Source organism: Roseimicrobium sp. ORNL1, from assembly GCF_011044495.1.
In the GTDB taxonomy this organism is placed as follows: Bacteria; Verrucomicrobiota; Verrucomicrobiia; order Verrucomicrobiales; family Verrucomicrobiaceae; genus Roseimicrobium.
In genome coordinates, this window is the sequence record NZ_CP049143.1 from 1,261,195 (window position 1) to 1,287,894 (window position 26,700).

18 protein-coding genes are annotated in these 26,700 nt (G+C 59.9%); 15 read left to right on the plus strand and 3 right to left on the minus strand.

Translation table 11 applies throughout. The features are described from left to right. Nucleotides 1-2 precede the first annotated feature (2 nt). The 5 genes from G5S37_RS05130 to G5S37_RS05150 all read left to right on the plus strand — a co-directional run bounded on the left by G5S37_RS05130 (nt 3) and on the right by G5S37_RS05150 (nt 6,313). Nucleotides 3-1,016, plus strand: coding sequence for a MotA/TolQ/ExbB proton channel family protein (locus G5S37_RS05130; RefSeq protein WP_240914803.1), 1,014 nt, complete (start codon nt 3-5; stop codon nt 1,014-1,016). Further along, the gene (locus G5S37_RS05135; RefSeq protein ID WP_165201499.1) at nt 1,013-1,390 is read left to right on the plus strand and encodes a biopolymer transporter ExbD; all 378 of its coding nucleotides are present in this window, start codon (nt 1,013-1,015) and stop codon (nt 1,388-1,390) included. Before G5S37_RS05130 ends, G5S37_RS05135 begins: the two co-directional genes overlap by 4 nt. A 49-nt stretch (nt 1,391-1,439) precedes the next feature. Beyond that, a complete protein-coding gene (locus G5S37_RS05140) occupies nt 1,440-1,922 on the plus strand; it encodes a biopolymer transporter ExbD (RefSeq protein ID WP_165201501.1) in 483 nt (160 codons plus the stop codon). Nucleotides 1,923-1,999: 77 nt separating this feature from the next. Continuing rightward, nucleotides 2,000-3,760, plus strand: a complete 1,761-nt coding sequence (locus G5S37_RS05145; RefSeq protein WP_165201503.1) for a prenyltransferase/squalene oxidase repeat-containing protein — start codon at nt 2,000-2,002, stop codon at nt 3,758-3,760. Nucleotides 3,761-4,792: 1,032 nt separating this feature from the next. Beyond that, complete coding sequence (locus G5S37_RS05150; protein ID WP_240914804.1) at nt 4,793-6,313, plus strand: terpene cyclase/mutase family protein; 1,521 nt, start codon at nt 4,793-4,795, stop codon at nt 6,311-6,313. Nucleotides 6,314-6,546: 233 nt separating this feature from the next. Here G5S37_RS05150 and aroE read toward each other — a convergent pair whose 3' ends face one another. Further along, complete coding sequence (gene aroE / locus G5S37_RS05155; protein ID WP_165201507.1) at nt 6,547-7,488, minus strand: shikimate dehydrogenase; 942 nt, start codon at nt 7,486-7,488, stop codon at nt 6,547-6,549. Nucleotides 7,489-7,491: 3 nt separating this feature from the next. Then, a complete protein-coding gene (locus G5S37_RS05160) occupies nt 7,492-8,808 on the minus strand; it encodes a glutamate--tRNA ligase family protein (protein ID WP_165201509.1) in 1,317 nt (438 codons plus the stop codon). Nucleotides 8,809-8,964: 156 nt separating this feature from the next. On the opposite strand from G5S37_RS05160, the gene G5S37_RS05165 reads away from it, so the two are divergent. From G5S37_RS05165 to G5S37_RS05195, 7 genes are all read left to right on the plus strand, one after another. Continuing rightward, nucleotides 8,965-10,710 (plus strand): hypothetical protein, encoded by a 1,746-nt coding sequence (locus G5S37_RS05165; RefSeq protein WP_165201511.1) that lies wholly within the window; start codon nt 8,965-8,967, stop codon nt 10,708-10,710. Nucleotides 10,711-11,332: 622 nt separating this feature from the next. Then, nucleotides 11,333-13,591, plus strand: a complete 2,259-nt coding sequence (locus G5S37_RS05170) for a TonB-dependent receptor (protein ID WP_165201513.1) — start codon at nt 11,333-11,335, stop codon at nt 13,589-13,591. 6 nt (nt 13,592-13,597) lie between these two features. Continuing rightward, nucleotides 13,598-17,590: a cobaltochelatase subunit CobN gene (locus tag G5S37_RS05175; protein WP_240914805.1), complete on the plus strand. Its 3,993-nt coding sequence runs from the start codon at nt 13,598-13,600 to the stop codon at nt 17,588-17,590. A 16-nt stretch (nt 17,591-17,606) separates the two neighbouring features. Beyond that, nucleotides 17,607-18,266 carry a MotA/TolQ/ExbB proton channel family protein gene (locus G5S37_RS05180; protein WP_165201517.1) on the plus strand — a complete coding sequence of 220 codons (660 nt, stop codon included), beginning with the start codon at nt 17,607-17,609 and terminating at the stop codon, nt 18,264-18,266. Continuing rightward, nucleotides 18,263-18,604 carry a DUF2149 domain-containing protein gene (locus G5S37_RS05185; protein ID WP_165201518.1) on the plus strand — a complete coding sequence of 114 codons (342 nt, stop codon included), beginning with the start codon at nt 18,263-18,265 and terminating at the stop codon, nt 18,602-18,604. The genes G5S37_RS05180 and G5S37_RS05185 overlap by 4 nt, the downstream gene beginning before the upstream one ends. 73 nt (nt 18,605-18,677) lie before the next feature. Next, nucleotides 18,678-19,406, plus strand: a complete 729-nt coding sequence (locus tag G5S37_RS05190) for a DUF4261 domain-containing protein (protein WP_165201519.1) — start codon at nt 18,678-18,680, stop codon at nt 19,404-19,406. Nucleotides 19,407-19,443: 37 nt separating this feature from the next. Beyond that, nucleotides 19,444-19,872 carry a hypothetical protein gene (locus G5S37_RS05195; protein ID WP_165201520.1) on the plus strand — a complete coding sequence of 143 codons (429 nt, stop codon included), beginning with the start codon at nt 19,444-19,446 and terminating at the stop codon, nt 19,870-19,872. A 371-nt stretch (nt 19,873-20,243) separates the two neighbouring features. On the opposite strand, the gene G5S37_RS05200 is transcribed toward G5S37_RS05195, so the two are convergent. Beyond that, entirely contained in the window at nt 20,244-21,137 is an 894-nt protein-coding gene (locus tag G5S37_RS05200; RefSeq protein ID WP_165201521.1) for a hypothetical protein, read from the minus strand. Between the two features lie 201 nt (nt 21,138-21,338). On the opposite strand from G5S37_RS05200, the gene G5S37_RS05205 reads away from it, so the two are divergent. The 3 genes from G5S37_RS05205 (at nt 21,339) to G5S37_RS05215 (ending at nt 26,187) form a co-directional block, all read left to right on the plus strand. Further along, nucleotides 21,339-22,208, plus strand: coding sequence for an alpha/beta hydrolase (locus G5S37_RS05205; protein WP_165201522.1), 870 nt, complete (start codon nt 21,339-21,341; stop codon nt 22,206-22,208). Nucleotides 22,209-22,638: 430 nt separating this feature from the next. Next, nucleotides 22,639-23,226 carry a hypothetical protein gene (locus G5S37_RS05210; protein WP_165201523.1) on the plus strand — a complete coding sequence of 196 codons (588 nt, stop codon included), beginning with the start codon at nt 22,639-22,641 and terminating at the stop codon, nt 23,224-23,226. Nucleotides 23,227-23,355: 129 nt separating this feature from the next. Continuing rightward, the gene (locus G5S37_RS05215; RefSeq protein WP_165201524.1) at nt 23,356-26,187 is read left to right on the plus strand and encodes a M16 family metallopeptidase; all 2,832 of its coding nucleotides are present in this window, start codon (nt 23,356-23,358) and stop codon (nt 26,185-26,187) included. The last annotated feature ends 513 nt before the right edge of the window (nt 26,188-26,700 follow it).

Genomic DNA, 26,700 nt, shown 5'->3' on the forward strand with positions numbered 1-26,700 from the left:
CCATGCACATCACATCCCCGAATCGTACCCGTTCCCGAACAACCCAATGGATTGGACGACTGCTCGTCTGTGGCACGTTGCTTTGCGGCTCCATCAATGCGTTTGCGGAGGAGGCGACTGCGCCTGCTGCAGCGGGTGAGGCGGGCAAGGCTGCGGTGCACAGGAAGACGATGCTGCAAAAGTTCCAGGAAGGTGGATGGGTGATGTACCCCATCCTTGGCTTCTCGGTGCTCACCATCTGGCTGTCCGTGGACCTCTGGATCCGCACGGGCAAGAAGAAGCTGGCTCCGGATGCGCACGTGAATGGCGCGAAGGACCTCTTCCGCATGGGGGACTACGTGGGAGCGTACCAGCACTGCAAGAACAACCCCTCCGCCTTCAGCGACGCCACCCGCGTGGCTCTCAGCTTCATCGGCGACGGCCAGCAGGCCACGGAAGACGCCATGATCGGTGAACTGAACAAGTTCAACGCCGCGACCACCACCCGAATCAACTACCTCTCCGTTATCGGTGTGTGCACACCGATGGTGGGGCTGCTGGGTACGGTAACGGGCATGGTGACGGCGTTCGAACACCTCGGTACCGCCGGCGTGGGCGACCCCTCTGGTCTGTCCGCAGCCATCGGTGAAGTGCTCATCGCCACGGCGTCCGGTCTGGCCATCGCTATTCCGGCGTTCATGATGTTCTACGTGTGCTGCGCAACCGCCTGCAGGGTTCCATCCACTACGCCCAGGAAATCGTGGTCTCCTTGTTCCGCAAGATGCCGTACGAAGACCTCAAGGACTGCCACGTGGGTGAGGAAGAGTTCTTCGCTGCTCGCCCGAACTGGGTGGCGGACGACGCCGGTGCGGCCCATGCGGTGCCTGCCTAAGAGGCAAATTGAACGGAGCCTGCGTCTGCAGGCTCCAATCTCCCAAGAATCAAGTTTCAAACAATCTCTTACCTTTTCTGACTTATGGGCGGCGGCGGCGGTAGTATGGAAAGCGGCGAACCGGAGTTTCAAATTGCTCCGATGATCGACTGCTTGCTCGTGTTGCTCATTTTCTTCATGAGCATCACCACGGCGTCGGTCTTGCAGATCGACAAGGACATTGTCCTGCCCGTGGCCCCAGACGCGAAAAAGGCGGAGAAGGCCAAGGTCCAGGAAGGCGCCATCAATGTGAAGTGGGATCCGAAGACCCAGAAGGGAGTATTCTCGTTCGAGGGTGCCACCTTTGATGACACCGCGTTGCTGGTGGAGCGGCTGAAGCAACGCAAGGAGACCATTGAAGGCTACCGCCTCATCATTCGCGGTGACAGTCGCCTGCCTGCCGTCGAGATCCAGCGGACCATGAGCATCCTGGCTAATGCGGGGTACTCGGATCTTTCCTTCTCGGCGTTGAATCAGTAGTCCAGTCAGACAGACAGACAGTTTCCAGTTCTTCTTCCTAATTCCTCAAATGAGCAGTCACGGACACCGTCGGCGCAGAGAGATTGAAACTGAGAATCCCAACGCCGGATTCCAGATCGCACCCATGATCGACGTGGTGTTCGTGATCATGCTTTTCTTCATGGTCATGGCCAACAGCGTGAAGGTGGAGTACGAGCTGAAGACAGCGCTCCCCGGCGTGGCCACCACTACCAACGACGACGTGGTGCTGCCGGATGAAATCACCATCGAAGTGGCTGAGGACGACCTCGTCACCATGAATGAAGAGGTGTATGACGCCGGTCTGCCTCCCGACCAGGCCAAGAAGTTGCCGACCCTCACCGACAGCCTCATCCGCCTGAAAAAGGATGCGGATGACCGGGGCAGCAAAGTCCTCGTGACCCTGGTGACCGAGGAGCAGGCCAAGTACGGTCGCATCATTGACGTGATGAACGCCCTCGCCAAGGCCAAGATTTCCAACGTGACCTTCACCGTCGGCTCTGAAGAATTTTAGGAGTTTGTGCTACAAGTTTTTTTACCGCATGTGCTAATATCGCGGTGTCATGGTCGTTATTTGGCCACTTCCCGCTCATGAGTGAACAGCAATCATCCAGTGGCAATCCCGTGCCACCGCCGAATCCCGGCGTGCCGCCCGTCCAGATCCAGTCTCTGACCCCTGGTGGGAGCAGCTCTTCTGCCGTGCCGATTCCGGCTGCGCCCGTGATTCCGCCTCCCACGGCATCCTCCGCGGTGCAGCTCGAGACGGCTGCCTATGAAGAAGGCGCACCCGTCTATGCCGAGGGGCACCCTGAGTTTCAGCAGCCGCACTACGCTCCGGCCCCCAAGAAGAATATCTTTGTCCAGTACTGGAACAAGGTGGGTGGCGGTTCCTTCCTCATCAGCTTGCTCATCCACGCCGGCCTGCTCATTGGTGCCTTCTTCATTGTGAAGGAGTACAGCACGGAGAAGAAGGTCGACTTCCTCCCCGGTGGCGGCAACAAGGAAGGGCAGCAGGCTAGCCAGCAGCTCTCCCAGAAGGTGCAGAACAAAAAGCGCAGCTCGCTGAACAAGAGCAATCCCATGCGCAAGGTGGTGTCCATGAGTGCCACGAGCGCCATTTCGCTTCCGGAAGTGCCGATGGAGTCCATCGACATGCCGGAAATGAGCAGCCTCATGGGCGGCTCGATGGGCAGTGGTGGTTTCGGCAGCGGCGGTGCGGGTGGTGGATTTGGCAAGGGTACCGGCATCGGTGGCAATACCGGCTTCGTGAGCCTGCCTCCCTCCATGAGAAGCCGCTGCAGCAGCGCGGAACGTCTTCAGAAGCTCAAGGAAAGCGGTGGCACTGCCGAGTGTGAGCGCGCCGTGAGCAATGCCTTGGAATATCTCAAGAGCAAGCAGAAGCCGGATGGCAGCTGGGGCACCAACTCCAAGGGCGCCATGACTGGCTTTGCCCTCCTGTGTTTCCTCGGCCGCTGCGAGACGCCGGAGTCCATCTACTACGGCGACAATGTGATGAAGGGCATTCTCTTCCTCATTGAGATGCAGAAGAAGAATCCCTACAAGATGTTCAGCCAGGCCACCTCGGGCAACGCTCCAGTGTACGAGCACGGCATCGCGACCTACGCCCTCGGCGAGATGTACACGCTGGCTCGTATGGGCAGCAAGTCGCTCCCGGGCATGCGCGAGGCATTTGAGGACGGCGTGAAGGTCATCATCGACAACCAGCAAGCTGGCGGCAGCTGGGTGTATGACACGGAGAAGGGCTTCTACTCTCCCAGCCGCGAGGACCTTTCCGTCACGGGCTGGCAATACCAGGCGCTCAAGGCCGCCAAGCTCACCAGCCTGAAGATCAATGGCCTGGGTCCTGCCATCGACAAGACCGTGAAGTACATCGAGGGCAAGCAGACCAAGGACGGCGGCATCGGCAACCCCAACCGTGAAGGTGGCTACAACCAGTGGAACCTGACCGGCGCCGGCACTCTGGGTCTCCAGACGCTCGCCCATGGTGGCAAGAAGACGGAAATCAAGAAGGCCATCGGCTTCGCACACGAACTCTTCAAGAAGGAGCCGCCGGAATTCACCACGGGCGACATGTACGGCTGGTACTACTACCACCAGTGCTTCTTCCAGTATGGCGGTGAGGAATGGAAATACTGGAACGAGCTTGTGCTTCCGCAGCTCCTCAAGGCCCAGCAGCCGGATGGCAGCTGGAAGCCCAATGGCGCCGCGCACAATCCTTCCGCCGGTGGCGACAATGTCTACTCCACTGCCCTGTGCACCCTCATGCTGGAGGTGTACTACCGCTACCTGAAGGTCGGCGACCGCGAGCAGAAGTCGATGTTCGACCGGTAAACAACGGCAGACGGTAGACAGCCATAAAAGTTTTGTGAAGGGCCTCCGCGGAGGCCCTTCATTGTTTACGGGGGGGCGTGGGGTTTGTGCCAGCGGCAGTGTGTTCCTGTATTACCTGCCTGCCGACGGCATCATGGTGTATCATATCCGGATTCCACAAGACGCATGTCCGTCAAGAGTAAGAACTCCAGAACGTTTTAGGCACGTCTCGTGATGTGTCCGGCACGAACCAGCCTGGAGTCTCCATGAGCGGACACGCACCTTGCGCGCAGCGCTTTGGAGTGCGCGTACGAAGTACCGCTTTGGGAGGAGGCGCCACGAGGTGGTTGACGCAGAAGCTATCCATAACTTCAAGCGGAGGTCGCGGGTCACTGCGTTCTTGTGATGTAAAACTACCTGGTGGGAGCGTGCCTGCAGGAAGCTCTTCACCACAAAGCTTCCCACCAAAGCGGTGCTTCGCACACGCACTCCAAGGCGCTGCGCGCAAGGTGGTTCGTCGCAGAGTTGCGTCTCGCCGCGAGGGCTGTTCAGATCACGAGACGTTTCTGATTTGCTTCATGTCTATGTTAACCGGACGCAGATGCGCTTTGCGGGATCCTTCCCCCCTTTCAGGGCGCAATACAACGGCTGAGCATGATGCTATCGCAGTGAGTTGTTATACAAGCCTCAATAACATCAGCCAAGGCGCGCACCATCACTACGCGGCGGCGGGGCTTTTCTTGGAAGATTCAGCAAGTGACTCTCCACTCTCGTCATGCCGGGCGAACTCAAGACGCCTCTGCCATGAACGAACCATCATCGTCTCCGCAACGCCACGAGGACCGGCCATCTGGGGAAGTGGCCAGGACCGTCCAGATACAGTCTCTTACCCCGGGTGGGGGCCATCCACCTGACCAAGCTGCACCTCAGTCCTCCGTCGCACCTTCTGGGAAGGGGATGAAACCGGCGCTCGTGCAAGTCGCTGCGGTTGACTACGGGTCCGAGCCATCTGGCGGGCTGCATGCATCATCAGCAGGAATATCGGGCGGCGTCGTGAAAAGGAATCTCCTTGAGGTCTATTGGGAGAAGGTGGGCGGTGGGTCGTTTCTCGTCAGCCTGGTGATTCACGCTGGGCTCTTGATTGGGGCCTTCTTCGTGGTGAAGGAATACCAGCAGGAACCCGAAGTGGACTTCATGCCTCACGGAGAGGGTGCGGCAATGCATCAAGCAAATGTCAATCTCACGAAGACGGTTCAGAACTCAAAGACCAGCAGACTGAAAGATTCTCTCAGGCCACAGAGGCTTGTGGTTCCCGGGCCGTCAAACCATCTGATGTTGCCTGAGTCCCCCATGGACGTCGAGTTGCCGGACGTGTCTCCCGACCTCGGGAGCGGCGGCCCCATGGGTGTGCCCGGTCCAGGTACAGGGAAGTTTGGGCCAGGTGGTCAACCGGGTGGGAGCACAGGTCAGGGAACTGCTTCCCGCTGGGTGCAACTCCCCATTTCCATGCGGGGCCGCTGCGGCAGCGCAGAACGTCTTCAGAAACTCAAGGAGAGCGGCGGCTCCGCCGAGTGTGAGCGCGCGGTGAGCAACGCGCTGGAATACCTCAAGAGCAAGCAGAAGCCCGATGGCAGTTGGGGCACCAATTCCAAGGGGGCCATGACCGGCTTTGCTCTCTTGTGCTATCTCGGTCGCTGCGAGACGCCGGAGTCCATCTACTACGGGGACAATGTGATGAAGGGCATTTTGTTTCTCGTCGAGATGCAGAAAAAGAATCCCTACAAGATGTTCAGCCAGGCGACCTCGGGGAATGGGCCGGTGTATGAGCATGGCATCGCGACGTATGCCTTGGGTGAGATGTACGCGCTAGCTCGCATGGGAGGCAAATCGCTGCCGGGGATGCGCGAGGCTTTTGAGGACGGCGTGAAGGTCATCATCGACAACCAGCAGCCAGGAGGAAGCTGGGTGTATGATACGGAGAAGGGATTCTACTCACCGGGTCGTGAGGACCTCTCCGTCACTGGATGGCAATATCAGGCGCTCAAATCAGCGAAGCTCTCCGGCTTGCAGATTGAGGGTCTGAACGGCGCGATTGAGAAGACGGTGAAATATCTCGAAGGCAAGCAGACCAAGGATGGTGGTATCGGCACGATGAATCGCGAAGGCAGCTACAATCAGTGGAACCTCACGGGTGCCGGCACCTTGGGACTCCAGACACTCGCGCATGGTGGGAAGAAGACGGAAATCAAGAAGGCCATTGCGTTTGCCCATGACCTTTTCAAAAAGGAACCGCCGGCCTTCGAGACGGGCGACATGTACGGCTGGTACTACTATCACCAGGCGTTCTTCCAGAACGGTGGTGAGGAGTGGAAGTATTGGAATGAGGCGGTGCTGCCGCAGATTCTGAAGGCGCAACAGGCGGATGGCAGTTGGAAGCCCAATGGGGCGGCGCACAATCCCTCGGCGGGTGGGGATAACGTTTATTCGACCGCGCTATGCACGCTCATGCTGGAGGTGTACTACCGGTATCTGAAGGTGGGGGACAGGGAGCGGGGGTCGTTGTTTGATCGGTGAGGTTTCATTGGCTCACAAAACATTTGATGCTCTGACGCGAAGCGTCCCTGGACTGCGGCAACCTGTTGCCGCTTTGAAGAGTCCACAGCTTGCTGTGGCGATGGTGGCGCTTGCTCGTAGTGTGATGTGCCCAGGAATATTTGGCGACTCCGTCGCGGCACAGCGCGCAGTAGGCTGCGCTGAGAGAAAGCGGCAGCAGGCTGCACGCAGTCCAAGGCCTTCGGCTCCGGCTGCTATCTCACTTGCTCTCCCGTCAGCCCCCGCCGCATGTCTTCCAGCGGAACAGGTTCGCCGAACCAGTGGCCGAAGGAGATGGCTCCCTGGTGTAGCAGCAGCACGAGGCCGTCGCAGGTCTTGGAACCGGCAGCCTTGGCAGCTTCAATCAAAGGCGTGGTGCCATTGGCGCGATACACCATATCATATACCAGGTGTGCGGGGCGAATGAGTCCGGCATCGAACAGGGGTTCATCGCCTGGCTTCATGCCGCGCGGGGTGGCATTCACAATCAGGTCAGTGCGGGTGAGTGCGTCGGTGAGGGAGGCATCATCCCACTTCACGGCTTCGAGCTTGGTGGTGGGGGAGATGGCGGCGCACTCTTCCATCAGAGGTTGCAGCTTCTCCACGGTGCGGTTTACCAGCAAGAGGGAGGGACATTTCTCCAGCGCGCTCTGCACAGCGACGGCGCGACCGGCACCGCCACCGGCGCCGATGATGAGCACGCGCAGGTCACGCACCTCGCGGCCAAAGGCCTCGGCCACGGAACGCAGAAAGCCGGGGCCGTCCGTGTTGTAGCCGGTGAACTTGCCATCTTCGATGTGCACCGTGTTCACCGCTCCGAGCTGACGGGCGAGGGGAGAGACCTCATGCATCGCCTCCAGCGCCTCGAACTTGTGCGGGATGGTGCAGTTCACGCCGACAAAGCCGTGCTTCGCAAACAAGCCGAGCGCCTCCGCCACATTTCCCGGAGGCACCTGCACGCGGATGTACTGCGCATCGATACCCCGGGCGATGAGAGCCGGGTTATGCATCTGCGGCGAGCGTGAGTGCGCGATGGGATCGCCAATGACGGCGACGCGGGCACGAGGAGACAGCGTGGGTGCAATGTCCTCCCACCGACGCAGCTCGTCGAGCGTGTAGTGATTCTTGCTGGTGCTCTCCATGACGGTGAACGACACGAACTAAGCGGCGAGCAATGCCTGAGCACGTGCCAGACGGGCGAGCACGCGGTCCTTGCCAAGTACGAGCATCATCGCTTTCACATCGGGTCCGCGAGTTTGGCCACTCAGGGAGAAGCGGAGCAGCGGCATGAAGGCGCCGGCCTTCACCTTGAGCTCGGCGGCGAGGGCATTGATGATGGCGGTGATGCCGGCTTCGCTCCAGTCGGAGGTGGCTTCGAGAGCAGGACGCAAAGCGGTGAGCAGCGCAGGATGTTGCGCATTGCCTTTGAGTTTCGTGAGCGCTTCGTCTTCAAAGGCGAAGTCCTCGCGGAAGAAGAAGTGCACCCAGCCGGGGAACTCCGTGGCGATGCTGACCTTTTCCTTCACGGTTTCCAGCGCACGAGCGGCGTAGTCTTCATCCGTGACTTGCAGGCCAGCCTGCTCCAGCCAGTGGCGGGCATGCGCCACGAGGGCGGCGCCAGTGAGGTCGCGCAGGTGCTGCTGATTCAGCCAGGTGCACTTCGCCATGTCGAAGCGCGCATTGCTGTGGTGAATCTCGCTCACGTCAAAGAGGTCCACTGCTTCCTGCGCGGAGAACTTTTCGCGGTCCAGCTTCGGCGTCCAGCCGAGCAGGCAGAGGTAGTTGAAGACAGCTTCGGGGAGGAAGCCCGCGTTCTGATAGCTCTCGATGCTGGCGCCTTCGTCGCGCTTGCTCATCTTCGAGCCACCGGGATTCAGGATAAGCGGGATGTGGCCGAACTTCGGCGGCTCCGCATCGAGCGCGCGATAGAGGTCGATGTGTTTCCAGGTGTTCGGCAGATGGTCCTCGCCGCGGATCACGTGGGTCATCTTCATCTCGATGTCATCCACCACATTCACGAAGTGGAAGATGTAGCCACCGTCCGGGCGACGGATGGTCATGTCCGGCTCATCCGTCGCGGCGAACTGGACATCGCCACACACGAGGTCAGGCACGAGAATGGGCACGCGGCTGAACTTGAAACGCACGGCGCCATTTTCTTCCGTGTAGACGCGACCGGCGGCTTCGAGCTTGGCCAGGTAGGCATCGTAGATGTGTTTCCGCTGGCTCTGGAAGTAGGGGCCGGTATCGCCGCCTTTCTCCGGGCCTTCGTCCCAGTCGAGGCCGAGCCACTTGAGGCCGTCATAGATGGCCTGGCGGGCAGGTTCCGTGTTGCGAGCCTCGTCGGTGTCCTCAATGCGCAGGATGAAGGTGCCGCATGACTTGCGGGCCAGGAGCCAGTTGAAGAGGGCAGTACGGGCGCCACCGACATGGAGGTAGCCGGTGGGGGAGGGGGCGAAGCGAACACGAATGGACATCCCCGGCATGTAACGAAGGAATGCCCCCGCCTCAAGCCCCAAGCGGCCCCGGAAAGAATTTGAACTTTGTTCCGCGGGTGGACACCAATTGCAGGGTCCCCGGCGTTAATCCCTAAAGTGCTTGGAACTTAAGACTTCCCCCGTATCCTCCCGCGCATGAAGAACCTGAAAAAGAAGGCGCTCATCCTGTTTCTCTCCCTCTCGGCGCTGCTCGTAGGGGTGGGCACTGGCGGCTACTTCTGGGTCGCCGGGAAGCTGGAGAAGGAATCCCTCATCGCGCAGATGGAGAACGCCTGGGACTGCCGGGTGCAACTCGACCGGACGGAGGTGAACCTGCTCAGCTCCCCCGCCTCGGTGAAGCTGATTGGCCTGAAGATGATTCCCCGGGATGATGAAGTGGAAAAGCCGCAGGCCCAGCGCACGCCCATCAAGGACGAGGAAGTGCTGGTCGGCGCGTCTGAAGCCGTGCTCTCCATGGAACTCATGGACCTGCTGAGGGGCACGCTGAAGGTGGAGAAGCTGCACCTGGAGAAGGCGCTCGTGCGCATGCTCATCGACGAGTACGGCGACAGCAGCCTGGATGAACTCTTCGACTCGCCCTACGAGAAGGACGAGGACAAATATGAATACGTCGAGGTGCCGAAAGCGACGGCAACTCCCGCACCCGCGCCTGCGCCCAACGCTGCCTCTCCGGCGGTGAATCCTGCTCCTGCTCCTGCTCCGAGCCCTGAGAATGCTGCGCCGGTGCCTCCTGCTCCAGTGCCACCTGTTCCTGCACCTTCACCCACGCCAGCACCCACTCCCCAGCCGACTCCCGACCCGGTGGCCACGCCTACACCGCCGGCTGGCACCGCGCCTGCGGCACCTGTTGCGCCATCTCCTGCCGCTCCCGCGCCTGATGCAGCACCCGCACCCGCAGCGACACACACCATTGTGGTGACCAATCCGGATGGCACGAAGGTGACACTGGTCAGAAAGAAGAAGACCAAGAAGAAGAAAAAGAAGCGCGACAAGAAGGAGATGTACGCGAATGAGCTGAAGCTCAATCTCGACATCAAAGAGGTGTCCATCTCCAACGGTCTCTTTGAGAACATCGACATGGAGAAGGGCACGTACCTCACCTTCAGCGACCTGAATGTGGCGCTCAAGGACATCGACATTGTGCCGACGGCGCTGGCCACGCACAACTCCTGCCAGCTCGACATGAAGTCGGCCATCAAGTTTGTGAAGACGGAGAAGAAGAAGGAAGTCACCGTCGCGGACTTCGCCTTCGAGGGCAAGGGCCGGGCGGCTCCCTTCGATGCGGCCACCGGCTTGTGGAGTCCTGACCTGAAGTTGGAGATTCTCCTGAAGAAAGGCGGCCTGCTGGGTGGTCTTCCTTTGGGCAAGCAACTGGGCAAGAAGGATGCGAAGAAGGTCGCCGAGTACGGCATCAGCCTGGACGACGTGGCAATTGGTGGCGTGCTGACGGAGGAGACGAAGACGGGCATTCACGTGGTACGCGGCAGCAAGCTCATGCTGGAGGGCGATACCCGCTTCGCCTTCCCGCAGTATGAGATCACGATGCTGGACAACAGCTGGTTCAACGCACCCGAGGATTTGATCAATGCACGTGCCAAGCTGGTGGTGAGCCCCGAGCTCACCCAGAAGATTGTGGAGGATGCGAAGAAGGTGCTCGAGAAGGAGCTTGGTGCGAAGGAGGCTGTGAGTGTGGTCGTGGATTTGCTCGTGATCGCCCTCATGGATGAGCAGAAACGGCTCGCCGTGCCCTTCCGTGCCAAGGGGCAGATGTCCAAGCCTGATGTGAGCCTGGATACCGCGCTCACGGATGTGAAGGACAAGCTCAAGGACGCCGGGAAGAACTTCCTGAAGGGGTTGTTTGATGGGGAGGAGAAGAAGTAGTACCAGCAACAGCTGAAGAAGGGGTGTTGTGCCGGGTGCGAAGGCCTGGGCAAGGAGCGTGGACACTCTTGTCCGCCGTTCTGTTGCGCAGCGACCTCCAGCATATGAAAGCGACAGGTGACGCCTCTGGAGCAGTTGGTGGCATGTGGCCTTGCCTGCTAGACGAAAGAGCGTGGTACATCAGGGGCGGCGGACAAGAGTGTCCACGCTCCCTTGAAGAGCCCGGTGCTTCTCCCCTGGGACGAATGGTCCCTTTTCATGTCTCGCCCCAGGAACTGCTTTCAGCGGCGATATGATGTACTATGTCATGATATATAATAAGATGTTCTATCGAGGACAACGCTAAGGTCAGATTAGGTGTTTAGCCTCGCGTTGACTTGCCTGGATTTGTAGAGCCGTGTCTTGCTCGCGATTGTTTGGGCAATGGCTGTTCATGGGGTGCCGTTTCGGGGGACAGGGGTTGTTCATTGTGTAGTGAAGCGGGGGCTCTGGCGGCTGAAGGTCGTGCCGTTTTGCGTTGCGAGGGGTGACTTGCCCAAGGATGCACGGGGCGCAGCAAACTCCCCACGGCGACGCCAGCAGAACTGGAGGTCGCCGCGCATGCGCCGTCCACCACACTCCCATGAATATCACATCCTCTCACACTACCACCGAGGGGCGATTCACACGCTTCGGGCTGGCCGTTTTGGCTGGCTTGACTTGCGGAGGTCTTGCCCTGGCACAGTCACCATCACAAACTTCGCCCCCGGCGAAACCAGCTCCTCCGGAGGCTGCCATCACCCTGCCGCCGGTCACGGTCACGGCAGAGACACCGCTGCGTACGAAGGAAGATTTGTTGAATCTGCCCCAAGCTATCACCGTCATTGAGCGGGAGGATCTCGTCCGCAGGCAACCTCGCACGCCCATTGAGGCGCTGCAGGAGGAGCCCGGCATCTGGGCTGTGAGCGTCGCTGCGCAAGGCTCGCCAATCATTCGCGGCCAGCTTGGCAATCGCAATCTCTACCTCTGGGATGGAGTGAGAATCAACAACGGCGCCGGTTTTGGTGGCCCCAGTCCCTTCTTCAATCAGTACCCCATCGGCGCATTGGATCGCGTGGAAGTGATTCGCGGGTCGGGCTCGGTGCAGTATGGCAGCGATGCTATCGGTGGCGTGGTGAACCTCCTCACCCGTCGCGCCTCGTTCTCGGATACGGTGGATGTGGGTGGTGAATTGTATGGACGCTATGGCTCCAACGACGACGAGTTCACCGAGACACTCGATGTGCACGCCACTGGCCCCACGCTTGCCTTCTCCGCAGGCATCACGCGACAGGATGTGGATGACTACCGTGGACCCGGTGAAGGGACGCTGAGTCCCACGAGTTATGAAGCGACCGGTGGCTATGCCAACCTGGCCTTCCGCCCGGCGGAGGGACACACCTTCCGACTCTCGTGGATTCACAACCGTCGTGACGACGTTGAAACGTATGTGCAGTCCAAGCTGAATGCGAATGGCGTGCCGCGCATCTTCACACCCGATGAGACGCGGGGGATTGTGAAGTTCGACTACACCGCGGAGAACCTTGGTTCCTGGAGTGATGAGCTGAAAATCTACGGCTACTACCACTACTATGACCAGCTCTCTGAGCGCCGCCGTCAGAATGATACCAGCTTCAGCAACACCGCGACGACCACGGACCAGGAGGTGCTCGGCGTGGGTATCCAGAATGCCGTCTCGTTTGAGAGGAACTCCGCCCGCCTCATCTACGGCGTGGACTATCGCTATGAGATGCTGGACTCTTCCATCAGCCAGTCCATCCGCGACTTTGCCTCGGGAAACACCCGCGTGGTGGAGCCCTATGGCAATGTGCCAGATGGTACCTACGACGTGTTCGATGCGTTTGCCACGTTTGAGTTTCGCCCCACCCAGCGACTGCTCCTCACCGTGGGAGCCCGCTTTGAGAACTCGCATATCAATTCGGATCCTTCGCAGAGTGATGTGATCCCTGATGCCGGATATGACATCAATGACCTCTCGATTGATGAGAGCTGGCAGTCCGTCACCTGGAATGCCGGTGCCATCTATAATGTCACGGACAACTGGGATCTCGTGGGCAATATTGGCAGCGGATTCCGTGCGCCTGGCTATTGGGACTTGTTGAGTGCGGGTACGCCCACGTTCTCCAGCCGCATCGCCTACCTGCCCAGCCCCAATCTGGACCCGGAGAAGTCCATCACCTTTGAGTTCGGTCCGCGCTACCATTCGTCGCGCACGAACTTCTCGCTGGTGGGCTTCTATACGAAACTGGATGATCTCATCGGTTCGCAGACGGAAGGCACCGTAACGCTTCCCGGACAGGGAACCTTCGCCGCCACGCATGAGGCGAACATTGGAGAGGGTTATGTCACCGGTGCCGAGCTCGCGCTGGCGTATGAGCTGGCGGATGACTGGACAGTCTTCGGCAATGCCACCTACACGTATGGGAAGGACACCGCGAGCGGCTATCCACCGCGGTTCATTCCGCCCTTCTTCGGCACGGTGGGTCTGCGCTATGAGCATCCCTCCGGTCGCTGGTGGGTGGAGGTGGTGGAGGTCTTCTCGGACCGCCTGCGCAGACACGCGCCGGATGATGAGCAGGATGCGGGCTTCTCCAAGGACCCTGCCTATGGTTCACCGAATGATACAAACAATCCGCCTCTGCGTGATGATTTCACCATCCCCGGATGGGCCATCACGAATGTGCGTGGTGGGGTGAATGTGTGGCGTGAGGGAGACCGGGCACTGGATCTGACCCTGGCCTTCAACAACATCTTCGACACGCGCTACCGCGAAGCTTATGCCCAGCGGCAGAAAGTGGCTCCGGGGTTCGGCATTGTCGTGGGTGCGCGACTGACGTTCTAAGCGGCGATGTTGCCTGGCATCACCAAGTTGATTAAAACCATTGCGACCACCACAGCGCTTCTGCTGTGGTGGTCTGCAGCTGTATTGATGGCTCAACAAACGACGCAGCCCTCTGCGAAGCTGGCCTTCGTGGGGGTGTGGGAGCGCTCCATGCCGCTGCTGGACCAGGCGTGTCGTGAGCATGGGGTGGCAGCGGGATTCTATTCCGCCGGTGAGTTTGCCAAGTTGGACAGCAAGGAGGCATCGGCATTTCCCGTCGTGCTTGTGCTCAACATTGATGCCTCAAGCACCTCAGCGCTTACGACGAAGCTGAAGGAGGCTCATGAGGGCAATGCCGCCCAGAAGGTGCTCTCACTCGATACACGCGACAGCCAGGTAGATCTGGAGAAGCAGGGCCTGCTGATCCAGGATCCGGCACTGCGCAGCTATTGGCGTGGGAATGGACCCACCAATGTCACCCGCATGATTGGCTACTGTGGGAAGACCTATCTTGGATTGGAGAAAGAAGTGCTGCCTCCCATCATCATTCCTGAGTTCGGTTATTATGCTCCAGGACACGAGGATGCTTTCACAGACATCGAGCACTATCGTGAATTTCAAAAGTCGAAGCAGCGCTGGAAGGATGATGTGCCCGTGGCGGTGCTTGTGATTCAGCAGTCCTTCTGGATTACCCGGGACCTGAAAGTGGTGAACGCGCAAATGGAGGCCCTTGAGCGACACGGCCTGAATCCCGTGGTCATCTTCGGCGACAGTGCGGACAAGGTGAATGGCCTCATTCGTGCGGCGAAGCCGGCGATTCTCATCGAGGACCGTCATGGCTCGAACTGGAACAACGGGGAGTTCCTCAAGGAGCTCGACATTCCCTATCTACGGCCCGTGTCCATGCTGGCCTCTACGGTGGACGAGTGGCAGAAGAATCCGCGCGGTCTTTCCTATCAGGACGTGGGCCTCTTCATGTCGCTGCAGGAGTACTGGGGCACGATTGAGCCGATGGTTGTGGGTGGATTGCAGGCGAGCATCCAGGGATTCCGTCTGCATGAGCCCATCCCGGACCGCGTGGAGGCCTTTGCGGCACGCGCCGCGAAGCTGGTGGCCCTGCGCACGAAGAAGAATGCGGAGAAGAAGGTAGCCATCATCTATTACAACAAGGGGCTCGGGCAGGATGACCTGATGCGCGGCAGTCCCACCGGTGCGTTTCTGGATGGGCCGGAGAGTCTGGTGCGTTTCCTGCCACGCCTGCAGGCGGCGGGCTACATGATGGAGAAGCTGCCAGCCACGGCTGCGGCTTTGATAGAGGACCTGAAAAAGAGGGGGCGGAACATCGGACCCTGGGCGCAGGGCGATTTAGAAAAGCTCGCGGATGAAGGAGAGCCAGCCCTGATTCCTCTCAGAGTGTATCAGAAGTGGTTTGATACCCGTCTCAGTGAAGAGGGACGCAAGGCAGTGGTCGACAAATATGGTCCGCCACCCGGGCGCCTCATGGTGGTGAAGCGCAATGGTGAACCGCATCTGGTAATACCGCGCATCCAGATGGGGAATGTCATTCTCACGCCGCAACCCGAGCGCGGGCACAAGCAGGACGACAAGCTGCTGCACTCACGTGATGTGCCGCCGCCGCACTGCTATCTCGCCTTCTACTGGTGGCTGGAGGAGGAGTTCGGGGCGGATGCGATTCTGCACTGGGGCACGCATGGTTCGCTGGAACTGCTGCCGGGAAAGGAGAACGGACTCTCCAAGGATTGCTGGAGTGATGTGTGCGTCAGCAGGATGCCGGTGATCAATCTCTGGATCACGGATAACCTCGCCGAGGCCACCGTGTCGCGCCGCCGCTCCTATGCCACGCTGGTGGATCACCGCGTGCCGCCGGCGCTGACCGCAGGGCTCTCGGAGGAGTTCAAGACGCTGCATGATGACATTCACAAGTTCAACACGCTGGAGCCTGGGTTGTTGAGGGAGGAATTTCGCAAGGGCATCAGCGAGCAAATCACACGTGAGGATATGGAGCTCGTGGCGCGTGCTCCAGAGGGCAAGAAGCCCTTCCCGGATGAAGCGATTGCGCGTGTCGATGACCATTTGCATCATCTGTATGACTCGCAGACGCCCACGAGGCTGCACATCCTCGGACAGCCGCCCACGGAGCAGGAGCGGCTTCCGTATCTGACTTCCATCCTTGGGTCGAGGTATCTGAAGCATCTCAGTGAGGCCGCGCCCTTCATCAAGAACATGGAGCATGACAAGCAGATGCAGCGCGATGCGGCCGCACGATTGCTGGGGGATGCGCTCGAGGGCAAGGTGGACACCGCCATGCCGCGTACGCCGGAGATAGAGAAGGATGTGGCCTTCGCCCGGGACGTGCAGGAGAGACTCATGAATGCGGACTCGGAGATTACCGGGCTCATCCACGCGCTGGACGGTGGCTACACGCTGCCCGGACCCGGGCCGGACCCGATTCGCAATTCCGGTTCATTGCCCACGGGACGAAACTTGTACTCGCTCAATCCGGAGGAGATACCCAATCGCGCGGCATGGGAGGTGGGCTGCCGCTTGGTGAATGACTTGCTGCGCGATCGCAAGCCGAAGAAGATAGGCATGGACCTCACGGGCATGGAGACCATGTGCGACTACGGCGTTATGGAGGCGCAGATTCTCTTCCTGCTGGGCGTGCGCCCCGTGTGGGACCACAACAACCTGGTGAATGACGTCGAACTCATTCCGATGGAAGAGTTGAAGCGTCCGCGAGTGGATGTCTTCATTGCGGTGGGAGGCGATTACAAGGAAACCTTCGGCTCCCGTATGGTGCTGCTGGATAAGGCCGTGCGGCTGGCAGCGGCTGCGAAGGAGGAGAAGAATCCCGTGCGTGATGCCGTGACGGAGATGGAATCACGACTGCATCGCCGCGGATTCTCCAGCGCACGTGCCTCGCAGTTCTCACTGGCACGCATCTTCGGCACAAAGCCGGGAAACATGACCGGCACCCACATCCTCTATCTCGTGCCGCGCTCGGGTGTCTGGGAGAATCGGGACGAAATCACCGGCGTATACACGGACAACATGAGCTATGTGTACAGCGGTGAGGTGTGGGGTGAGAAAGTGGACGGTCTCTATGAAGAAGCCATCCAGGGCACGGACACAGTCTTGCGCGTGTGGGCTTCCAACATGACGAGCCAGCTCACCAATCACCATTCGTACGAGTATTTCGGCGGGCTCAGCATGGCGGTGAAGAAGTTGACGGGGATCACCCCGCAGGCCTTGATTGCTGACGTACGCAGCCCTGATGGCGCTAGCATCCGCGACCTTGAGGAGGTGCTGGCCACAAACCTGCGCTCTGAGCTACTGGGCAAGAAGTGGCTGCAGGGCATGAAGAGCCATGACTACGCTGGCGCGGGCCACATCGCGGAGATGGTGAAGAACACCTTTGGCTGGTCCGTCACGCGGCCTGAGAGTATTTCCCAGCAGACGTGGACGGATATCTACGAAGTGGTGCTGAAGGACCGGCACAAGCTGGGACTGGAGGAATGGTTCGAGAAGGTGTCACCGCATGCCAAGCAGGAGATTGCGGCCACGTTGTTGGAGGCGGCGAGGAAGGGCATGTGGCAGGCGAGTGAGGCGCAGATTGCGGATATCACGCGCATGTATGCAGACTCCATCGCGCGGCATGGGGACTCCGGCGGACTCGTGAGTGGAGGCAATGTGAAGCTCGCCAGCTATGCGGCCAAGACCTTGGTTTCCGGAGGCGTGTCCAAAGATCAGGAGCTGGCGAAAGCGATGCAGGAATCCCTCGCAAAATCCTCGGCCGCAGGAGCGGAGGAGAAGGTGGTGGGGCAGAAGCTGGAGAACGTCACCGAGCAGAAAAACAAGCAGAAGGCGGAGGAAGAGAAGGCGGCTGAGGAGCAGGCACAGGCGGCCGGGAAGCCGACCTTCAACTGGACTTATCTCGCGGGCGCCTTCGTTCTGGCGCTGCTCATCGTGGGATTCTTCAGGAAGTCGGGCTCGGTATGATGTGATGTAACAGGATATGATGGATGCCATTCAGCACGCACTTTATGTGCTCTCCAATGCCCTGCTGCTGCCCACACTGCTGGGCATCCTGGCCATGGCCGCGTGGACCATGCTGCTGCTGGGTGGCTTGGTGAGGGAGTGGTTCACCCGGCCAGCCATCAAGCGTGTGTTGCGTGAGGCTCGCCATCTCGCGAAGCAGGCACAGGCGCACGGAAAGTTGTCGGGAGGTGTGAATGACGAAGCGCTGGTCCATGCCTTGCGTGGGTGTGCCTTCGGTCTTCCTGCGCGGCTCATGGTGCTGCTGGAGCGCGATGCTCCCGGCGTGCCTGACTATGTGAAGAGTTTGGATGACCTGGAGGGAGACGTGGCTGCTTCGCTGGCACAGCTCTCCTGGCTCACGCGGGTGGCACCGATGCTGGGCCTGATGGGCACGCTCATCCCCCTGGGACCCGCGCTCACCGGGCTGGCCTCTGGAGATGTGGGGGTGCTCTCCAGCCATCTCGTGGTGGCGTTTACGGCCACGGTGATTGGCGTGCTCATTGGTTGTTGTTCCTTCACCATGGGGCTTGTGCGGAAGCACTGGTACCAGCATGACATGGGAGAGCTGGAGTACATCTTCGCCCACGTCATCGCGAACCCGGCTTCTAACCCCACGCGCACCGGCACCCACTCATGAGGCGGAAACGGAGAAAATGGGACGAAGGTTCCGAGGATGATCCCGCAGCGGGCCTGCTGAATCTCTTCGATGTGTGGATTGCCTTCGCCGTGGCACTCCTGCTGGCCATCCTGAGTCACGAAGTGATGGAGCGAAGTTCTGCTGGCACCACCGCCACCGTGATCAAGAACGAAGGCACACCCGAGATGGAAATCATCAAGCGGGATGGGATGAAGATTGAGCGCTTCCGCGCGAGTCCGGAATCCCTCGGCGGCGACGGCGAGCGCCTCGGCACCGCCTACCGGTTGAAATCCGGCGAGGTGATCTATGTGCCGGAGAAGAAGAGTGCGGGGAAGTGAGAGTGGGGTGAATGCGGTGGTGCCTCGTGGGAATGCTTGCGAGCCCGCGGCTTTGTGTGCACGATGACATGAAATGAATCTCGAAATGGTCCTCTGCATCCCCGGTCCGTGGGCGGACAGGAAGGAGTTTTTACAGCGGGTGGTCGCGTTTGAACCGAAGGGTCGCTACCTCTGGGCGGGCATGGTGCTCAGGGATACGAAGACTCAGGAACAGGTGCCCCTGGAGTTCTGTGACGCCGATGCGCGCATGACCGAATCGTTTAAGGTCGCGGGGCAGGGCAAGGTGCCGGCAGAAACGCTGGATCGCATTCGGGAGCACCGGAGTGTGGTGTACCTGCATTTCCCGCTCGACCTGCCTGACCAGCTGGAGCGCGTGTTGAAGTACAGTGCGTTGCTGCGCGACATGGGTGGCATCGCGGTGAAGGTGGAGAGCTGTGGGAAGGCTCACGACTGGGAGCCATGGTTCTCCCTGCTCACGGGCTCTTCGTTTCAGAAATACACGGCCGTCATCACACTGGTGGCGGACGCGGATCACTACTACTCCTGCGGCATGCACCACTTCGGCCTGCCGGATTCCGAGGTGTCTCGTGCGCTGCCGTTGACGGATGCCGCACACTTGATGAACGTCTTCAATCACTTCCTGTTGGTCGATGAACCAACGCTCGATACTGGGCACACCTTCGGTATTGATGACGGTGCGCCACGCTATCGGCTTACACATCACCAGGACGAGCGACATGTCCCCGAGGGGGATGACCTCTTCTGGAATCCATATGGTGTGTGGAGGCTGGATGCGGTGTGAGCCGTGAGTTGTATGGGGACCATTCGCTTCCGTCCATATGCATCGAGAAAAGCAAAACATCACCCCGCTTCACCGCCTCGCCCTCATTCTGCTGGCTATCACGGCTGGCTGGAATCTCCTGAGTGTGGTGACGGAGCCTGCGCCGCATTGGTCATCGCGTGAGCATCTCGGTCTGGTGATTTTCGTGAGTTGCCTCTGGTCGCTCTTCATCTGGAAAGTGTGGACGCGCCCTCGCTCCTGGGGAAAAGGGGTGGGCATTGTGATGGTGTGTGTGGTCCTCCTCCATGGGTGGATGTGGTATCGCGGCGTGCAGAATTTCAAGCGCATGGGACAGGAGCTGGAATTTGTCCCGGGGTTGGTAAAGTTCCTGCCGTATGAGGTGCTCTTCCTCACTACGGGCATCGTTTGCCTGGTGCTGGCGAAGCAGTTGGCCGTCGGGGAAAAGGAAAAGTGCGGGGCTGAGTAGGCGTGGCGAACGTCAGGCCGGAGGCCTAACGCCCGCTGTCAGGCGGGACGCCTAACCTCCGTCGTGCTGGGTGCTGCTTTGCCCCTTTGTGATGAAAGCCTATGCAGGCAAATTCCATCCACGACGCGACCTGTGCGTCTCTGCCTCCTGTGCAACGAAAGGCCACCACGCCTTTTCACGAGCGCCATCCCTGCGACCAACCCCTCTCGCTCCTCTGCGTCCTTTGCTGCTTTGCCCCTTTGCGGTGAACCGGAGTCGTTCCTATGGCGTGAAGAGCGAGTGGTGCGCTGCTCCACCCGTCAGGCCGGAGGCCTAACGACCGCTGTCAGGCGGGACGCCTAACCTCCGTCTCGCTGCTGCGGGCGGGCGACCTACTCCCGCATCGTGATCTTGTTCACGAAGATGGTCATCTTCTGGAACTCGGGCACGGGATGCTTTTCGGGTTTCCAGCTGAAGACTTCAATGGTGGGGCGCTTCTGGTCTCCGGTGAGGATCACGGCGTTGATTTCCAGGCTGCGTTGTTCGCCTTCGGGGACGGGAAGCTGGCGGGTTTCCACCACCATGGGGTTGTCGCCGTTTTTCAGGCCGCCAATCACCAGATGCTCCTCGGCGTTGTCCTGCACCATGGCTACGTCGAAGCCATTGACGGTAGCCTTGGTGGCGTAGCCGAAGGACGCAATCTGGAGCACGCCGATGCGGTCCGGTATCGGGCAGGCCTTGGGCACGGGGGGCACATCGCCGGTGGGGGCAAAGGCGGGATCGTCCAGGAAGTTGGCCTGGCCGCCATTTTTGAGGGTCGCCTGGATGGACGGCGGGGCACCGGCGAGGTTGAAGAGCCGGGTGGTGTCGAATTTCCAGCCGGTGCTTTCGCGTACAAACTTCAGGAGGAGCAGGCTCTCCGGCACTTCCGCGGGGTCCACGAGGCCCAGGTCCACCTTGCCAAAGTATACCAGGTTGGCGGTGTTTCCCTTTTCCGCGAGACCGACGAAGCGCAGAGTCGCGATTTCCGGGGGGCGCATCGGGATGGCAAAGAGGGCGTGGGGAAACTCCTGTTTCTGGCTCACAATGAGGTTCCTGGTGGCCATCTGCCGGTGGGTGGCGGTGTTCTGCTGCCACCGGGTCAGGTCCTGCGCGATGAGGGCCTGCTTCCAGCCACCGTAGGCGCGCTCCAGGGTCCGCCGCAGTTCCGGGTCCTGCCCCCGCAGGGCGGTGGTGCCAGCGCCGATGATGAGGGCTGCGAGGACAAGGAGGCGCAGGGGGTTCATGGGAAATTCATCGTAGCAGCGCACCCGGCGGATGCAAAACGTTGCGGCGGGTCCACTCATTAAAATTGCCCATGGAACCAAAAACTGGCAGGATTGGTGCTTGTTTTCCGCACCGCCCCACCATCTCAATACTCACCCTCGTAAAAGTATTTGCCGACATTGAGAATCTCTTGATTGTCCGCGCCTGCTTTTTCCCACTACATGCTTTCCCAAGATGACAGCCTGTCCAAGCCAGCTCCGATAGATCGGAATCGTGAGCTACTGAAGACCGCGCGCGAAGAGATCTACAAGACCGTGGGAGGAGTGAACCTCCCGGTGTACATCTGGGAACCGGAGGCCAGCAAGGCCCCTCCCTACCCGAAGAGCGTCATTGCCTTTTTCTACAGCAGCGGTTGGGACAATGGGCAGGTGAGCCAGTTTGCGCCTCATTGTGTGTACTTTGCGTCCCGTGGCATGCTGGCCATGGCCTTCGACTACCGCGTGAGCGCGAAGCACGGCTCCACCCCGGTGGATGCCATGGCGGATGCCCGCTCGGCCTTCCGCTGGCTGCGTCTGAATGCCGTGGAGCTGGGCATCAGCCCGGGGAAAATCGTCGGAGCCGGTGGCAGTGGCGGAGCGCACATCGCAGCTGCAGCCGCCATGGTGCCCGGATTTGATGAGGCGGGTGAGGACCTGTCCATCCCGTGTGCGCCGAACGCCCTCGCCCTGTTCAATCCGGTGCTGGACACCTCGAAGAAGGGTTTCGGCTTTGACCGTTTCACCACCCCGGACCAGGCGAAGCGCGCAAACCTCGCCGGGGCCATTGCTGCGGGATTGCCGCCCACCTTGATTTTCCACGGCACGCACGACCGCGTGGTGTCGTTTGACTCCTCCTTCGACTTCGCGAAGCGGATGAAAAAGAAGAAGAACATCTGCGAGCTGGTCATCTATGAGGGCCAGGGCCACGGGTTCTTCAATTTCAACGTGTCGTTCGATATCTACCAGGCCACGCTGAACGTCCTGGATGACTTCCTCGTTGGCCAGGGTTTCATCGAGCCCGACCCGGATGCAGGGCTGGGAGATGTGCTGTAAGGTAAGGAGCTGCGGCTGAGGGAATATGATACTTGGCAGCAGCTCAGGCTCTCGTGACAACGTAAGGCGCGTCGCCGGGCATTTCAAAAGGAGCGCGGACACTTTTGTCCGCCACTCCTGACACACTACCCTCTTTTATCTGGCAGGTAAGGCCACCTTCCACCAGCTGCTCCAGAGGCGTCGCCGGTCGCTTCCACCTTGAGGGAGGTCGCTGCACGTCAGAAGGCGGACAAGACTGTCCACGCTCCATTCGTAGGTCGTTGCTCCGCGACTAAGCTTTCGAGCAGCCACAGGCTCAATGAAACGCTCTGGCCGCCCGTTTCGCGCTCACCCTGAAGGGGCACCGGTGGGAATGCTACCCCACCTTCCGGCCAAGGGATTGCGCAACAGCTGCTTGCGCCGTGCCGGGAACCGTCCAACATCCCGCCCCATGATGAAGTACCCTCTGCAGTTGAGCTTCAAGATACTCGCCCTGGCCCCCCAGGTTTATGTGCAGGATGCGGATGGGCAGGAGGTCTGCTATGTGAAGCAGAAGCTCTTCAAGCTCCGCGAAGCCGTGGAGGTCTTCACCAACTCCTCCCGCCAGAGCCTGCTGGCCACCATCCAGGCCGACCGCGTCCTCGATTTCAATGCGAACTATACCTTCCGCACACCGGAGGGTACCCCGATTGGCAGCGTCCGCCGCCGGGGCATGCGCTCCATCTGGAGTGCGCACTACGAGATTCTGGATGGCCACGGCCAGGTGGCCTATGACATCCGGGAGGAGAACCCCTGGACGAAGATTGTGGACTCGGTCCTCGGGGACATACCTGTGGTGGGCTTCTTCTCGGGCATGTTTTTCAATCCTCGGTACACCATCTCCCGACAGGGCGTGCCGGCCATGCGCTTTACGAAGCGGCGCGCCTTTCTGGAGGGCCGGTTTGATATTGAAAAGCTCGGCGAGGTGCCGGTGCAGGATGAACTGCCCATCATCCTCTCCCTGTTGATGTTCGGTCTCTTGGAAAGGTCGCGCGGCTAGGACCGTAAGTGACCCGGCCAACGTGCAGGTTGCGAAAGTTTTGAACGGGTAGGGGCGCGATGCCTCTATTTTCCTACCGGTTTGCGCCGTATACATATCATAGTTTCATACACGCCATTCCATTCCATCATGCGCTTCTGTCTATTTGCCGCCTTGTGCGTCTCCCTGTTACCCATCACTTCCCGGGCTGAAGTCTGGCCCCAAGAGGTCAGTGATCTCAAACCCGACTCCAAGGCCGTCTTCGGACGGCTTGAAAACGGTCTCCGCTACATTATCTACCCGAACAAGTTTCCCGTCGCCGGCCGCGCGAGCGTGCGCCTGTACATGGATGCGGGTTCGCTGATGGAAGAGGATGACCAGCAGGGCATGGCCCACTTCTTGGAGCACATGGCCTTCAATGGGTCCAAGCGCTTCGCGGCTGGCACCATGGTGGAGCGTTTCCAGCGCCTGGGCATGGGCTTCGGCGCGGATACGAATGCACACACCTCTTTCAAGGAGACGGTGTACAAACTCGAACTGCCCCGCGTGGACGAGAAGATGTTCACGGAGGCCTTTGACCTCTTCCGCGATGACCTGGACGGCATGCTGCTGGGCCAGGAGGAAATCGACAAGGAACGCGGCGTCATCCTAAGCGAAAAGCTCGCGCGCGACAGCGTGGACACCCGCACCATGGAGGCCGGGTACAAGTTCTCCCTGCCCGAGTCGCTCATTCCCTTCCGCATGCCCATCGGTGTCGAGGAGACACTGAACAAGATGGCCCGCCCGCGTTTCGCAGACTTCTATGAGAAGTGGTACACGCCGAAGCGTGCCGTGGTCGTCGTGGTGGGTGACGTGGACATTCCCCTGGTGGAAGGTCTCATCAAGAAGAACTTCAGCGATGCCAAGGCCCGCCGTGGGGAGTCGGAAGACCCCAGCTTCGGCAAGGTGACGAAGGGTCGTGGACTCCAGGCCATGCTGCACACCGAGATGGAAGCAGCCGCCACCGAGATCAGCATCGAAGTGCCGCGTGAAGCGAGCAGGGCGAACGACAGCGCCGGGAAGCGCCGTGAGAAGATGATCCGCACCCTGGCGGACAACATGCTGAACCAGCGCCTCAGCGAGCTGGCCAAGGCGGAGAACTCGCCCATCCTGGAAGGACAGGCCTACAACTTCGACATGTTCAAGTTCGTCGAGAGCAACGGCATCTATGCGAAGAGCAAGCCGGAGCAGTGGCAGGCCGCCCTCTCGCTGGCGGAGCAGGAGCTGCGCCGCGCGGTGCAGCATGGCTTCACCGAGGCTGAGTTCGCCGAGGCCACCAGTTCCTTCCTGAAGGGCGTGCGCCTGCGCGCTGAGCAGAAGGACACGCGCAAGAACAGCGACCTCGCGGATGGCTTTGTGCGCCAGCTCGGCAGCGAGCAGGTCATCACCGACCCGGATGCAGACCTCAAACGCGTGACGGCAGATCTCGCTGGCATCAAAGCGGAAGATTGTCATAAGTCCCTGCAGGAAGTCTGGAAGAATCCGGATGTGCAGGTCTTCATTGGTGGCAACCTGAAGCTCGAAAATGCTCCTGAGACGATCCTCGCTGCTTTCCGCGAAAGCCAGAAGCAGGAAGTGAAGGCACCGGAACAGGCGAAGGCACTGGAGTTCGCCTATACGAACTTCGGTGAAGCGGGCAAGATTGCCTCACGCAAGGAAGTGAAGGACCTGGAAATCACGCAGGCCGTCTTCGGCAACGAAGTGCGCGCGAATGTGAAGAAGACCGACTTCGAAAAGAACGGCGTGCGCATCATGGTGACCTTTGGTGGTGGCAAGCTGGAAGTGCCCAAGGACAAGCCGGGCATGATTCCCTTTGCCCAGAGCGTGTTCCCCCTGGCCGGTCTGGAGAAGCACAGCGTGGATGACCTGCGCCGTATCTTCGCCAGCAAGACGGTGAGCACGGAGTTTGCGATCAATGATGACTCCTTCGTTCTCTCCGGGCGCACTACGCCGCAGGACTTCGAGGCCCAGTGCCAGCGTCTCGCCGCGAACCTCGTTGCCCCCGGCTGGCGCGATGAAGCCGAGCGTCAGTTCAAGAAGAACCTCGACGCGCTCTACACTGCCATTGACCACACCGACGAAGGTGTGATGCAGGACAAGGTGGAAGCTTTCATCCGCAGTGGTGATGCCCGCTTCGGCTACCCCGACCGCAAGGTCATGGACGAGCGCAGCCTCGCCGAGCTCAAGGCCTGGCTCACGCCTGCGCTGCAGAATGGCTACATGGAAGTCTCCGTGGTGGGTGACATCGACCCGGACAAGGCACTTGAAGTCATTAGCAAGACTTTCGGTGCCCTGCCGAAGCGCCAGGACAAGAAGCCAGAGTTCGCGGATGCGCGGAAGATTGCCTTCCCCAAGGATGTGCATAACAAGGACTTCTCCTTTGTCTCGGAAATCACCCGCTCCTGGGCGCTGGCCTACTGGCCCACGGCGGATATGATGGACATCAAGCGCACGCGCAGGCTCATCCTGCTCGGCCAGATTCTGGATGACCGTCTGCGTCTGAAGATTCGCGAAGAGCTTGGCGAGACCTACAGCCCCATGGCCCACCACCTGGCGAATGATACCTTCACCGACTACGGCTACATGTTTGCCGCTGCCACCTTGAAGCCTGACCAGGTGGAGAAGGTGAAGCCCATGTTCAAGGAAATCGGTGCCAACATCGAGAAGGGCATCACGGCTGATGAATTCGAGCGCGCGCGTGAGCCGATGCTCCAGCAGCTCATCCAGACCCGCCGTGATAATCGCTATTGGCTCGCCCGTACGCTGATGAACTGCCAGGCACAGCCCTATCGCCTCGACTGGTCCCGCTCGCTGATGGATGACTTCTCCAGCATCAAGAAGGAAGACCTCGAAGCGCTGGCCAAGCAGTACCTCGGCGAAGGCCAGGTGCTCACCGTCGGCCTCGTGCCCGCCACGAAGCAAATCGAGGCAAGGTCAGAATAGTTACTGCGAAGTCAGGTTTAGAAGAATCACAGAAACACCCGGATGAAGCGCTGCTTTATCCGGGTGTTTTGCGTTCCAGTTCCCTGCGCGTGAGGTTTAAGAGAACTGAGGGGGTGCCAGAGGAGGCAAGAATAACACACACGGCCCGGATACTGTGACGCGGAGCGTCCCTGGACTGCGTGCAGCCCTGCTGCCGCTTTCCCTCAGTGCAGCCTGCTGCACGCTTCACCGCGACGAAGTCGCCAAACCTTCAGTGCGCATTGCCTTACCAGCATGTGTCACCAACGCCGCAGCAGGCTGCGGACTCTTCAAAGCGGCAGCAGGGCTGCACGCAGTCCAAGGCCTTCGGCACCGCTTCGATATCTTTGCCCTCACGTTCATGCGTAAAATGCACCCCACAGGAAATAATCCTGCATTTTGTATCATGGTATATCATTCGCACATTCTTGTGACGGATGATTTTCCATTCGTGACGAAAGATGCACGCCGGCGGCATGTGATGTGCTTGGCAGG